The sequence below is a fragment of the Enterobacter hormaechei subsp. xiangfangensis genome (genome assembly GCF_001729785.1).
GTDB lineage: Bacteria > Pseudomonadota > Gammaproteobacteria > Enterobacterales > Enterobacteriaceae > Enterobacter > Enterobacter hormaechei_C.
In genome coordinates this window covers 3,092,086-3,104,320 of record NZ_CP017183.1, presented here as the reverse complement: position 1 = coordinate 3,104,320, position 12,235 = coordinate 3,092,086, and the positions used below count along the sequence as shown (strand labels likewise).

12 protein-coding genes are annotated in these 12,235 nt (G+C 55.6%); 5 read left to right on the top strand and 7 right to left on the bottom strand.

The features are described 5' to 3' along the window. Positions 1–101: 101 nt before the first annotated feature. From mepS to BFV63_RS14825, 4 genes are all read right to left on the bottom strand, one after another. The gene (gene mepS, locus BFV63_RS14840; RefSeq protein ID WP_003859364.1) at positions 102–671 is read right to left on the bottom strand and encodes a bifunctional murein DD-endopeptidase/murein LD-carboxypeptidase; all 570 of its coding nucleotides are present in this window, start codon (positions 669–671) and stop codon (positions 102–104) included. 415 nt (positions 672–1,086) lie between these two features. Next, on the bottom strand, positions 1,087–1,800 hold the full coding sequence (locus BFV63_RS14835; RefSeq protein ID WP_003859363.1) for a phosphatase PAP2 family protein: 714 nt from the start codon (positions 1,798–1,800) through the stop codon (positions 1,087–1,089). A 33-nt stretch (positions 1,801–1,833) separates the two neighbouring features. Continuing rightward, positions 1,834–2,820: a CobW family GTP-binding protein gene (locus tag BFV63_RS14830; protein ID WP_003859361.1), complete on the bottom strand. Its 987-nt coding sequence runs from the start codon at positions 2,818–2,820 to the stop codon at positions 1,834–1,836. Positions 2,821–2,943: 123 nt separating this feature from the next. Continuing rightward, complete coding sequence (locus tag BFV63_RS14825; protein WP_045350241.1) at positions 2,944–4,410, bottom strand: mannitol dehydrogenase family protein; 1,467 nt, start codon at positions 4,408–4,410, stop codon at positions 2,944–2,946. Positions 4,411–4,615: 205 nt separating this feature from the next. Between BFV63_RS14825 and uxuA the strand changes: the two genes are divergently transcribed. Beyond that, the gene (gene uxuA / locus BFV63_RS14820) at positions 4,616–5,806 is read left to right on the top strand and encodes a mannonate dehydratase (protein ID WP_003859357.1); all 1,191 of its coding nucleotides are present in this window, start codon (positions 4,616–4,618) and stop codon (positions 5,804–5,806) included. Positions 5,807–5,922: 116 nt separating this feature from the next. Here the strand turns inward: uxuA and yeiP are convergent, their stop codons facing one another. Further along, positions 5,923–6,495, bottom strand: coding sequence for an elongation factor P-like protein YeiP (gene yeiP, locus BFV63_RS14815; protein WP_003859355.1), 573 nt, complete (start codon positions 6,493–6,495; stop codon positions 5,923–5,925). A 164-nt stretch (positions 6,496–6,659) separates the two neighbouring features. Here yeiP and BFV63_RS14810 point away from each other — a divergent pair, with 164 nt between their 5' ends. Next, positions 6,660–6,914, top strand: a complete 255-nt coding sequence (locus BFV63_RS14810; protein ID WP_003859353.1) for a YkgJ family cysteine cluster protein — start codon at positions 6,660–6,662, stop codon at positions 6,912–6,914. Here BFV63_RS14810 and setB read toward each other — a convergent pair. Together setB and BFV63_RS23110 are read right to left on the bottom strand one after the other, a co-directional pair. Further along, entirely contained in the window at positions 6,911–8,092 is a 1,182-nt protein-coding gene (gene setB, locus BFV63_RS14805; RefSeq protein WP_032609703.1) for a sugar efflux transporter SetB, read from the bottom strand. The genes BFV63_RS14810 and setB overlap by 4 nt on opposite strands. 103 nt (positions 8,093–8,195) lie before the next feature. After that, on the bottom strand, positions 8,196–8,375 hold the full coding sequence (locus BFV63_RS23110; protein WP_136129487.1) for a hypothetical protein: 180 nt from the start codon (positions 8,373–8,375) through the stop codon (positions 8,196–8,198). Between the two features lie 75 nt (positions 8,376–8,450). Here BFV63_RS23110 and fruB point away from each other — a divergent pair, with 75 nt between their 5' ends. Genes fruB through fruA form a run of 3 tightly spaced genes read left to right on the top strand, consistent with a single transcriptional unit; the run spans position 8,451 to position 12,221 of the window. Further along, complete coding sequence (fruB, locus tag BFV63_RS14800) at positions 8,451–9,581, top strand: fused PTS fructose transporter subunit IIA/HPr protein (RefSeq protein WP_003859349.1); 1,131 nt, start codon at positions 8,451–8,453, stop codon at positions 9,579–9,581. Next, positions 9,581–10,519, top strand: a complete 939-nt coding sequence (gene fruK, locus BFV63_RS14795) for a 1-phosphofructokinase (protein WP_006811313.1) — start codon at positions 9,581–9,583, stop codon at positions 10,517–10,519. Before fruB ends, fruK begins: the two co-directional genes overlap by 1 nt. Before the next feature lie 16 nt (positions 10,520–10,535). After that, the gene (gene fruA / locus BFV63_RS14790; RefSeq protein WP_023314547.1) at positions 10,536–12,221 is read left to right on the top strand and encodes a PTS fructose transporter subunit IIBC; all 1,686 of its coding nucleotides are present in this window, start codon (positions 10,536–10,538) and stop codon (positions 12,219–12,221) included. Positions 12,222–12,235 lie beyond the last annotated feature (14 nt).

Genomic DNA, 12,235 nt, shown 5'->3' with positions numbered 1-12,235 from the left:
TGGATAGTTATCAGTGTAACGGGCAAAAAAAAACACTGCCGGAGCAGTGCTTTTTTTATCGTATCGCCAGCCAAGGGATAACCAACGATACGACAACAATATTAACTACGGCTCAGAACGCGGCGAGCTTCGTTGTAGCGTTTCTTCCAGTAAGGTTCGTTCATGCTGGAAATCGTCACACCGCTGCTGGTGGAAGCATGGACAAACTGATCGTTACCGATATAGATGCCAACGTGTCGACCGGTTGAACCTGCTCTGAACAGGACTAAATCGCCCGTGCGTAGTTTAGTGCGCGAAATGGATTTGCCCATCTCCTGCTGTTCATAGGTAGAACGCGGAAGGTCTAACCCAAACTGCTCACGGAACGTACGCTGTACGAAAGCGGAACAATCGATGCCTTTCTTGGTGCTGCCGCCCAGACGGTAACGCACGCCTTTCCAGTCAGCATACTGATCCATAATACGCGACTTAACGTCGAGATTACGTACCATATTTTCAAATTCATCCTGAGAGGCTTGCAGTGAAGAGGAATCTTCCATTCCCACAACACGCGTCTCAGGATGCATATTCTTCGCGGTATTCGTCGTACTACATGCCGAAAGCAGAACCGCCACTGCAATCGCCGGGATCCCCCGCAAGATATATCTCAAGATTGGTTGAGATTTGACCATTTTGTTTGTTTTCCCTTGAAGTCCTTAACGAAAATATCGTTATAAAAATGCCAACCGTGACGAGACTAATTATCTGTTCACAATGAGACAATTCTTTATGGTGAAAACTGTGGCTCAACGCACAAAATTATTCACCATGATAATAATTATCTCAGTGGGGCAAAACGAGTTCGAGGTTAACCGATTGCACGGGGTATTGCGAGCAAAAAAGTCCGATTTTTTATAAGAAAATGTGATACACAAAGTTACAGCGCGGAATTGCTCAAAATGCCGCCATTCATACCGATAATCCCTGCAATTGCTTCATTTTTATCACGAATTGTATGACAGGATGATGACAGCGTTGAATGACGCCGGAAAGAAGAGACTCAGGGACCGAAAACGATCCCCGATGAATGGTGTTAATTTGCGTTATTTATTTGTTTCTGACTTGTTTAAATTTACCGGGAAGATAGCGATCAAAAATACCTATTACGCGATCGCTCAGTGGGGTCATCAGCACCCACGGTAAACCAATTAACACCGCCGTGAGGGAGCCTACGGCGATATCTGTCAGCCAGTGAGCACCAATCATCACTCGCGGGAATGCAAATACCACCACAATAACCAGGGCGATGGCGAAGGCTTTTTTACCAAAATAGCGCAGCATGAAGCCTGCAAAAATCAGCAGCATCATACCGTGGTCGCCCGGGAAACTGTCCTTCGAGGCATCTTTGGTTGGAATATGAAGCAGCTCGCTGACGCGGTTAATATTCGGGAAAAAGAGCGACGGACTGGCGCGTTTAACCGGCATCAGATGCTGCGCCAGCTGGTTGATAATCACGGCCGTCAGCAGCATCACCAGGCCGATAATCAGAATACGGCGACGACCCGTTTTGTCTTCCTTCAGCCAGAAGGAGAGCATCAGACAGCCCATTGCCAGCAGCGAACAGCCGTCAAACGCGCGGTTGTTGGTGATCGCCACCAGCCACAGGAAGGCTTCACTCTTCGCCAGCGCCTGGTTAAAGAAGTGGAACAGCCCGGAATCCAGCGGGAACCAGAAACCGTGATCCGCCGGGATATACCAGGAGAAAAAGAGCGCCAGACCGGCAGCGTTGAGCAATAAAATAGCAGGAAGTCGAGTCGTCATAGTCTTCAGCAATGTGTGAAATCAGGGGCAACGTTAGCCGCCCAAACTTAAACGAAGCTTCAACAGGCTTGACTGGAGAGCATTCCAGTCGGTATTAACCGCACTAATTAACTCTATCCGGCTGTCGGGTGGCGCGACATTCTGGGTTTCAATAAAGAAATCCTCGCCCTGACGGTTAATGCGCACCAGACCATCCGGAGTGCGCATGATCCCTTTTACCCGCTCAACCGGCGCCAGTCTCGCCCATTCCAGTATACCAATGGTGTCGAAAACCGTATCGGCATCGAAGATCCACCCGCAGGCCTGGTGCCCCTGACCGCTGTTCAAATTTCGACGCCAGCGCTGATGTTCCGGCAGGCTCAGTGCAGCCAGGCCTTGCTTCGCGCCGTGGCTATGCGAATGCTCTGCGCTGGCAGGCAGTTGCGTCTGGTTGAGGCGGGGAAGATCGAGCAGGGCGCCATCAATGTTGCCCTGGGTGGTCTGCACGTATTGACGTCCACCGCCAGCCTGCTGCCACCAGGACTCGAACGCGGCCTGACTCTCAGCCGTCGCGCGATCGGATTTATTCGCCACGATAATATCTGCCGAGGCGAGCTGGTCGCGGAAATTGTCGTTGTTGATCGTTTTTTCATCCAGCAGCTGGCGGGGGTCGAGCAGGCAAAGCGTCGCACGCAGCTCAAGCCACGGCTCGTAGACCGGGGCGGTCAGTAAATCAAGGATTTGCTTAGGATGACCCAGCCCGGTAGGCTCAATCAGCAACCGGTCCGGCTTGCCCTGACGCAGCAGCGTATTCAGCCCGACCTGCATCGGCAGACCATTCACGCAGCACATACACCCGCCCGGGATCTCTTTCACCATCGCGCCGCTGTCGGCGAGCAACGCGCCGTCGATGCCGACTTCGCCAAATTCGTTGACCAGCACGGCCCACTTTTCCGCCGGATCTTTATTGGCCAGCAAATGCAGAATGGACGTAGTTTTACCGCTGCCGAGAAAACCGGTGATCAGGTTGGTTTTGGTCACGTGCGCTCCGATAAATAATTGTGATGTAGTAACAACTACCTATCATCCTGACGAAAAAATCGGGCATTGAGAAGAGGGAGGGCGAACGGAGCGTAAAACCGTTCGCCTTAAACGCAATAATCGCTAAATTTTTAACGTTTCGATAACGGCCTGGTGCGCGCCGAGCCGGACGAGGCGCTGGTACGCGCCGGTAATTGCCTCGACAAAGACAGGGTTTTGCGGCAGGTTGTCGCCAAAGATTTCATTTAACGTCAGCAGGGCGCTAACGCGTTCTGCGTCGCTGCTGGTGGCGACAATGGCCTGAAACTTGTCGCTCAGCGGATCGCGGACGTCAATGGCGTTGCCCTGTTCGTCCGTACCGCTGACGTAGCGCATCCAGCCCGCCACCCCCAGCGCCAGTAATGGCCAGGCGGTGTTACGCTCAAGATGCATGCGGATCCCATCCAGCATGCGCTGAGGCAGCTTCTGGCTGCCGTCCATGGCGATTTGCCATGTACGATGCTGTAGGGCCGGATTGGCGAAGCGGTCAAGCAGGCTGTCAGCATAGGCTGTCAGATCAACGTTGGTGATGCGCAGCGTAGGGGCCTGCTCATTCAGCATCAGCCTGCGGGCAGCCTCGCGGAAGCTGTCGTCCTGCATACATTCATTTATGTGCGCGTAGCCGGCAAGGTAGCCCAGATACGCCAGGAAGGAGTGGCTGCCGTTCAGCATCCGCAGCTTCATCTGCTCCCAGGGCAGGACATCCTCAACCATCTGTACGCCTGCAACCTCCCATTCCGGACGCCCGGCGACAAAGTTATCTTCTACTACCCACTGAATGAACGGTTCACAGCTGATGGCGCAGGGATCTTCAACGCCAAGTTCCTGGGTGATTTCCGCGAGTGAGGCGTCGGTGGCGGCGGGCACGATTCGGTCGACCATGGTACCAGGGAAGCTCACGTGCGCCTCGATCCATGCGGCCAGCTCTGCGGAACGCTTTCCGGCCATGCCGAGAACGGCATTTTTCACCACGTGGCCGTTGTCGGGAATATTGTCGCAGGAGAGCACGGTAAACGCCGGCAGGCCACGCTCGCGGCGGCGATGAAGCGCTTCGACCAGAATACCCGGTGCGGAATGTGGTTCAGACGGATGCTCGAGATCGTGCAGGATACGGCTGTTCTGCATATCCAGTTTTCCCGTCGCCGGATCGATGCAGTAGCCTTTTTCGGTAATGGTGAGGGAGACAATTGCCACCTGCGGTTCGCAGAATTTCTCAATAATGGCTGCCAGCGAGTCGAGTTTGGCGTTAAGGCACTCTTTTACCGCACCGATAATAATGGGCTGATTGCCTTCGGCACCTTTCTCCAGCACGGTAAACAGATGATCCTGCGCCCGGAGCTGGCCCATAAGGACATCGCCGCTAAAGAGGCTAATCTCACAAATTCCCCAGTCGCCTCCTCTGGCATTCAGTACCCGGTTTGTTAACAACGCCTGATGCGCCCGGTGGAACGCGCCAAAACCGAAATGGACGATGCGGGAGCGTAACTGCTCGCGATCGTAGCGGGGCTGCTGGACATGAGCAGGAAGCGCGGTGGAGGCAATAGTCTTCATGTAGTACACACCTGATTAACCATTAATTAACAATGCCAGTGTAAAGTTATATGACAACAAATTAAATTGGTAAGCCGTAAATATCCCTGTTATGTGAGTTTGATCAATCAATGTCACGCGCTGTATTGACCACTTCGATTAAACATGTATGGTAGTCGTCATTGAGGTAACACATATTGGTATAACAACTTGAGAGGGTGGGGCAATGGAACAAACCTGGCGTTGGTACGGGCCGAACGATCCGGTTTCTCTTGATGATGTGCGTCAGGCTGGCGCAACGGGTGTGGTCACGGCGCTGCATCATATTCCGAACGGTCAGGTGTGGCCGGTGGAGGAAATCCAAAAGCGTCAGGCTCAACTGGCAGAGAAGGGGTTAACCTGGTCTGTTGTGGAAAGTATTCCGGTTCACGAAGATATCAAAACCCACTCCGGTGAGTGTGATACCTGGATTGCGAATTATCAGCAGAGCATTCGTAACCTGGCAGCCTGCGGTATTGATACCGTCTGCTACAACTTTATGCCGATTCTGGACTGGACGCGTACCGACCTGGAATATGTAATGGCCGATGGTTCGAAGGCGCTGCGTTTCGATCAAATCGCTTTTGCGGCTTTCGAGCTGCACATTCTGAAGCGTCCGGGTGCGGAAGCAGACTACACCGCCGAAGAGCAGCAGCAGGCGCTGGCGTGGTTCAATGCCGCCAGTGAAGCGGACATTGAGAAGCTGGTTCGCAATATCATCGCGGGCCTGCCGGGGGCGGAAGAGGGCTATACCCTCGATCAGTTCCGCGCGCGCCTGGCGGAATATGGCGATATCGATAAAAACCAGCTGCGTGAAAACATGGCGCACTTCCTGCGCGCTATCGTGCCGGTGGCAGAAGAAGTCGGCTTGCGGCTGGCGGTTCATCCGGACGATCCACCGCGTCCTATCCTCGGCCTGCCGCGTATTGTGTCTACGATTGAAGATATGCAGTGGCTGAAAGAGACGGTGGATAGCATCTACAACGGCTTTACCATGTGTACGGGCTCGTATGGGGTGCGGGCGGATAACGATCTGGTGCGGATGATCGAAACCTTCGGCGATCGCATTCATTTCACCCACCTGCGTGCAACCTGCCGTGAAGAGAATCCAAAAACCTTCCACGAAGCAGCCCATCTTGGCGGCGACGTGAACATGGTTGCGGTGGTGGATGCCATTCTCTCTGAAGAGGTTCGTCGTAAGCAGGCGGGAGATGTTCGTCCTATCCCGTTCCGTCCGGATCACGGGCACCAGATGCTGGACGATCTGCGCAAGAAAACGAATCCAGGGTATTCGGCGATTGGCCGTCTGAAAGGGATGGCGGAAGTGCGCGGTATAGAGCTGGCGCTGAAAATGACGAAGTATCCTGAACTTCTTTAAGTCTCATTGCCCGGTGGCGCTACGCTTACCGGGCCTACGAAAAACCGGCTCTGAGGCCGGTTTTTGTGTTTTTGTAGGCCGGGTAAGGCGTAGCCGCCACCCGGCAAATGCCACAATCAGTCAGCACGACCCATATAGCGTTTTTCTTCGATATGGATACGGATTTTCTCGCCCGCCGACAGGTACTCTGGCACCTGTACGACCAGACCGGTAGTCAGGGTAGCCGGTTTGTTACGCGCACTTGCAGACGCGCCTTTGATGCCCGGTGCCGTTTCAACGATTTCCAGATCAACTGTCTGCGGCAGCTCCAGCGCCAGCAGCACGCCATCCCAGGTCAGCACCTGCATGTCCGGCATTCCACCTTCAGGAATAAACAGCAGCTCTTCTTCGATCTGATCTTTGGTGAAGATATACGGGGTGTAATCTTCTTTATCCATGAACACGTATTCGTTGCCGTCAATGTAGGAAAAATCAACGTAGCGACGGGTCAGGGTTACGGTATCGACGATATCGTCGCCTTTAAAACGTTCTTCCACTTTCAGGCCGGTGCGGACATCGGAGAAACGCATTTTGTACAGCGTTGCTGCGCCACGGGCGCTGGGTGCCTGAATGTCGATATCTTTCACAATCAGCAGTTTGCCGTTGTAATTCAGTACCATACCTTTCTTAATTTCGTTCGCTCTTGGCATTGCAGTAATCCTGTTTACGGGAGGTAAAAAATATCGCGCCAAATTACTCGCGCGCGGCCTTTCAGGCAAGCGGAATTCGTGGGTTTTGCTATCAATACATAAAAGGTGTTACTGTGCGCGCAATGCCCGACTGCGCGGGCATCTGCCACCAACAGAGAGCATGTATGGATTGTCGTTCCGACTGTGGCGCGTGCTGTACCGCACCGTCCATCTCAAGCCCCATTCCAGGCATGCCGGAGGGCAAGCCTGCCAATACCCGCTGCGTTCAGCTCTCTGACACTAACCTGTGCATGATCTTTGGCTCGCCCCTGCGCCCGAAGGTGTGCTCCGGGCTCCAGCCAACCGCCGAAATGTGCGGCAGTACGCGGCAGCAGGCCATCACTTATCTGCTTGAGCTGGAAGCGCTCACCGCGCCTTAAACGTCTTTGATCCGCGTCAGGCAGCTCAGCGTCATGACGCACATCACCAGCGCAATCCAGAACACCGTATGATAGTTCCAGATTTCAGCCACAACGCCCGCCAGTGAGCCTGCAATAATCCAGCCCACGCGGGTGGTATTCGTATAAAGGGTGGTGGCAGAGCCTGCCTGACCCGGCATCAGGTCCTGAAAGTAGAGCATGCCGATACCGGCCAGAATACCGATGTAAATGGCGTTCAGCAGCTGTAAAGCCAGAAGCAGGGCTGGCGTATGAACCGTCAGCATACCGACATAAAACAGCAGCCCGGCTACGGCGGCGACGCGCATCAAAAAGCGCTTGCCGAAGCGCTTCGCGTAATAGCCCGCAATCAGCATGGTGGGGATCTCAAGCCCCGCGGCGGTTCCCATCATGATCCCGGCCAGCTTCTCCGGCAGATGCAGCTCATCAATAATAAACAGCGGCATATTAATGATATAGAGGCTGTTCGTTCCCCACATCAGCGTACAGATAATGAATAACAGCAGTGCGTCGCGGCGGTTGCGTCGCGGAGCTTCCAGCGTACCAGTCGCCACTTTCGGCTCTTTACGCATGGAGGGCAGGAAGAACCAGACCATCGCGCCGCATACCACGAAGGCCACGGCTGCGCTGAGGTACATCACCGTAAAGCCAAAACCCATCGCCAGCGCGTAGGCAAGCGGGGGGCCAATCACCCACGCCAGCGACACCTGCGCGCGCAGTATCGAGCTGAACATCACCGCTTCCCGCCCGGTGTGGTCGGCATGCTCGCGGGCAAGGGCGAACATCTGCGGGTTGGCGGTCGAGCCGAAGCTGCTCAGGAAGACGCCCACGAACAGCAGAATGAAGTAGTTACGGTTCCAGGCAAACAGCAGGCAGGCAAATACCCCGAGCAGGCAGCAAAAAACGATCAGGCTTTTGCGATCGCCTTTGCGGTCTGAACGACCGGCAAGAAACTGGCTGACAAAAATGCCAATGATGGCGCTCCCGGTAAAGAAGAAGCCAACCATCGCCGGGCGGGCGTGGACTTCGTTGGTCAGAAAGAGGCTCAGCGTAGGCGTTTGTAACGCACCGGCAATACCGGTGAGGAAAGCAACGATCAAAAACGCCGTTGACGTCAAATCAAAGGGCTTTGGTGAGGCGGCAGCGGGGGTGTTATGCATGTTCAGTCTTTGCGAGTAACAGAGAGAGGCGGAGTTTACGCCGCCCGTCATTAAATAAACAGAGGGTAAAGTCAAGATTGCTACAAAAAATCAAAATGGCATTTCACTTTCGCGCCGCCTCGCTGAAGCGTGCTGAACCTGTTTGCTGAACATCAACAAAATCCCCTGAACTGAAGAAGAAATGTGCTGCACTTCTAAATTCTGCAACAAGAAATGTAACTTTTCTTGCAACCTTTTGTAGAAAAGACAAGACTTCTTGAAACGTTTCAGCGCTATCTTGCATGTCCTGAAGAAGCAGGTTAGCGCCTATTTTCTCAGTTAAGCTGAAACGATTCAATTTCAGCAGGAGAGGAGAATCATGTTCCAGTTATCTGTTCAGGATATTCACCCGGGCGAACAGGCCGGGAATAAAGAAGAGGCTATTCGCCAGGTCGCCGCTGCGCTCGTGCAGGCTGGCAACGTGGCTGACGGCTACGTCAACGGCATGCTGGCGCGTGAACAGCAGACCTCCACCTTCCTCGGTAACGGTATTGCAATTCCGCACGGCACCACGGACACCCGCGATCAGGTGCTGAAAACCGGTGTGCAGGTCTTCCAGTTCCCGCAGGGCGTGCTGTGGGGCGAGGGTCAGGTGGCTTATGTGGCGATCGGCATCGCGGCCAGCGGTGACGAACACCTGGGCCTGCTGCGTCAGCTGACGCACGTGCTGAGTGATGATGCCGTCGCGGAACAGCTTAAATCCGCCACCACTGCTGAAGAACTGCGTGCCCTACTGATGGGCGAAAAACAGAGCGAAGCGCTGAAGCTGGATAATGAAACCCTGACGCTGGACGTCGTTGCGTCCGATCTGGTAACGCTCCAGGCGCTGAATGCGGCTCGCCTGAAAGAGGTCGGTGCGGCGGATACCGCTTTTGTGACGCGCGCAATCAATGATAAGCCATTAAACCTGGGGCAGGGCATCTGGCTGAACGACAGCGCTGAAGGTAACCTGCGCAGCGCTATCGCGGTCAGCCGTGCTGCGGTTGCCTTTGAGACCGACGGCGAACGCGCCGCGATGCTGGTAACGGTTGCCATGACTGACGATCAGCCGGTTTCCGTGCTGAAGCGTCTGGGCGATCTGCTGCTGAACAATAAAGCTGAAAAACTGCTGAACGCAGACGCGGCGACGGTGCTGGCTCTGCTGACCAGCGACGATGCGCTGACGGATGACCTGCTGAGCGCAGAGTACGTGGTGCGTAACGAACATGGCCTGCATGCCCGTCCGGGCACCATGCTGGTGAATACCATTAAACAATTTGAAAGTGAGATCACCGTGACCAATCTGGACGGTTCGGGTAAACCAGCCAACGGGCGTAGCCTGATGAAAGTTGTCGCGCTGGGCGTGAAGAAAGGCCATCGTCTGCGCTTTACCGCGCAGGGTGCGGATGCTGAACAGGCGCTGAAAGCGATTGGCGACGCCATCGCGGCTGGTCTGGGGGAGGGCGCATAATGAGCAGACGTGTTGCGACCATTACGCTGAACCCGGCTTACGATCTGGTGGGGTTCTGCCCGGAAATTGAGCGTGGCGAAGTTAACCTGGTGCGGACGACCGGCCTGCATGCCGCAGGGAAAGGCATTAACGTGGCGAAAGTGCTGAAAGATCTCGGCATCGACGTCACCGTTGGCGGCTTCCTCGGTAAAGACAACCAGGACGGTTTTCAGCAGCTGTTCAGCGAGTTGGGCATCGCCAACCGTTTTCAGGTTGTGCAGGGCCGTACCCGCATTAACGTTAAGCTGACCGAGAAAGACGGTGAAGTGACCGATCTGAACTTCTCCGGCTTCGAAGTGACCCCGGCTGACTGGGAGCGCTTTGTTGCCGATTCCCTGAGCTGGCTGGGCCAGTTTGACATGGTGTGCGTCAGCGGCAGTCTGCCCTCCGGCGTCAGCCCGGAAGCGTTCACCGACTGGATGACGCGCCTGCGCAGCCAGTGCCCGTGCATTATTTTCGACAGCAGCCGCGACGCGCTGGTCGCCGGTCTGAAAGCCTCTCCGTGGCTGGTTAAGCCTAATCGCCGCGAACTGGAGATCTGGGCGGGCCGTAAGCTGCCAGAATTAAAGGATGTGATTGACGCTGCCCATGCGCTGCGCGAGCAGGGTATCGCTCACGTGGTGATTTCGCTGGGTGCAGAAGGTGCCCTGTGGGTTAACGCCTCCGGGGAATGGATTGCCAAACCGCCTTCAATGGAGGTGGTCAGCACCGTGGGTGCCGGGGATTCGATGGTTGGCGGTCTGATCTACGGTCTGCTGATGCGCGAATCCAGTGAACATACCTTACGTCTTGCTACCGCCGTTGCGGCCCTGGCCGTGAGCCAGAGCAATGTCGGTATTACCGATCGTACCCAGTTAGCCGCGATGATGGCGCGCGTTGACTTAAAACCTTTTAACTAACAGCAGGAGAGGAATAATGAAAACGCTGCTGATCATTGACTCCGGTCTCGGACAGGCTCGTGCCTATATGGCGAAGACCCTGCTGGGCGCGGCGGCACAAAAAGCGCACCTGGATATCATTGATAACCCGGGTGATGCTGAAATGGCGATTGTTCTGGGCGACAAAATCCCCGCTGACAGCGCCCTGAACGGCAAAAAAGTGTGGCTGGGTGATATTAATCGCGCGGTGGCACATCCTGAACTGTTTCTGAGCGAAGCAAAAGGTCATGCGACGGTTTACAGCGCACCTGTTGAGGCGGCGCCGGTTGCCGCCGTTGGGCCGAAACGCATTGTTGCGGTAACGGCCTGCCCGACAGGTGTGGCGCACACCTTTATGGCGGCTGAAGCCATTGAAACCGAAGCGAAAAAACGTGGCTGGTGGGTGAAGGTTGAAACTCGCGGCTCTGTTGGCGCGGGCAATGCCATCACGCCTGAAGAGGTGGCGGAAGCCGATCTGGTGATTGTGGCGGCGGATATCGAAGTGGATCTGGCGAAGTTTGCCGGCAAGCCGATGTACCGTACCTCTACCGGCCTGGCGCTGAAGAAGACCGCGCAGGAGTTTGATAAGGCGCTGGCAGAAGCCAAACCGTATCAGGCAACCGGTGCGGCTAAAACTGCGACTGAAGGGAAAAAAGAGTCTGCGGGTGCGTATCGTCACCTGCTGACCGGCGTGTCCTACATGCTGCCGATGGTGGTGGCGGGCGGCCTGTGTATTGCGCTCTCCTTCGCCTTTGGTATCGAGGCGTTTAAAGAGCCGGGCACGCTGGCGGCCGCGTTGATGCAGATTGGCGGCGGCTCCGCGTTTGCGCTGATGGTGCCAGTGCTGGCGGGCTTTATCGCCTTCTCCATTGCTGACCGTCCGGGTCTGACGCCGGGTCTTATCGGCGGTATGCTGGCCGTGAGCACCGGTTCTGGCTTTATCGGCGGTATCATTGCCGGTTTCCTCGCCGGTTATGTGGCGAAGCTGATCAGCTCGAAGCTGAAGCTGCCGCAGAGCATGGAAGCGCTGAAGCCTATCCTGATCATCCCGCTGATTTCCAGCCTGGTGGTCGGTCTGGCGATGATTTACCTGATCGGTAAGCCGGTCGCGGGCATTCTGGAAGGTCTGACCCACTGGCTGCAAACCATGGGGACGGCGAACGCGGTGCTGCTGGGCGCAATCCTCGGCGGTATGATGTGTACCGACATGGGTGGTCCGGTGAACAAAGCGGCATATGCGTTTGGCGTTGGCCTGCTGAGTACCCAGACCTACGCGCCGATGGCGGCGATCATGGCGGCAGGTATGGTGCCACCGCTGGCGCTTGGCCTGGCGACGATCATTGCCCGTCGTAAGTTCGATAAAACGCAGCAGGAAGGCGGTAAAGCTGCGCTGGTGCTGGGCCTGTGCTTCATCACCGAAGGCGCAATTCCGTTTGCGGCGCGCGATCCAATGCGTGTTCTGCCGTGCTGTATCGTGGGTGGTGCGGTGACGGGGGCTATCTCCATGGCCGTAGGTGCGAAACTGATGGCGCCGCACGGCGGTCTGTTTGTCCTGCTGATCCCTGGCGCCATCACGCCGGTGCTGGGTTATCTGCTGGCGATTGTTGCCGGTACGCTGGTGGCGGGCCTCTCTTACGCGGTGCTGAAACGTCCGGAAGCGGAAGTTGTGGCGAAAGCAGCGTAAGCGGTAAGCAATAA

Coding starts and splice junctions, on each gene's coding strand:
- fruA (WP_023314547.1), top strand. CDS start 10,536: ATGAAAACGCTGCTGATCATTGACTCCGGTCTCGGACAGGCTCGTGCC.
- setB (WP_032609703.1), bottom strand. CDS start 8,092: ATGCATAACACCCCCGCTGCCGCCTCACCAAAGCCCTTTGATTTGACG.
- mepS (WP_003859364.1), bottom strand. CDS start 671: ATGGTCAAATCTCAACCAATCTTGAGATATATCTTGCGGGGGATCCCG.
- fruK (WP_006811313.1), top strand. CDS start 9,581: ATGAGCAGACGTGTTGCGACCATTACGCTGAACCCGGCTTACGATCTG.
- yeiP (WP_003859355.1), bottom strand. CDS start 6,495: ATGCCAAGAGCGAACGAAATTAAGAAAGGTATGGTACTGAATTACAAC.
- BFV63_RS23110 (WP_136129487.1), bottom strand. CDS start 8,375: ATGCAAGATAGCGCTGAAACGTTTCAAGAAGTCTTGTCTTTTCTACAA.
- BFV63_RS14810 (WP_003859353.1), top strand. CDS start 6,660: ATGGATTGTCGTTCCGACTGTGGCGCGTGCTGTACCGCACCGTCCATC.
- BFV63_RS14835 (WP_003859363.1), bottom strand. CDS start 1,800: ATGACGACTCGACTTCCTGCTATTTTATTGCTCAACGCTGCCGGTCTG.
- uxuA (WP_003859357.1), top strand. CDS start 4,616: ATGGAACAAACCTGGCGTTGGTACGGGCCGAACGATCCGGTTTCTCTT.
- BFV63_RS14825 (WP_045350241.1), bottom strand. CDS start 4,410: ATGAAGACTATTGCCTCCACCGCGCTTCCTGCTCATGTCCAGCAGCCC.
- fruB (WP_003859349.1), top strand. CDS start 8,451: ATGTTCCAGTTATCTGTTCAGGATATTCACCCGGGCGAACAGGCCGGG.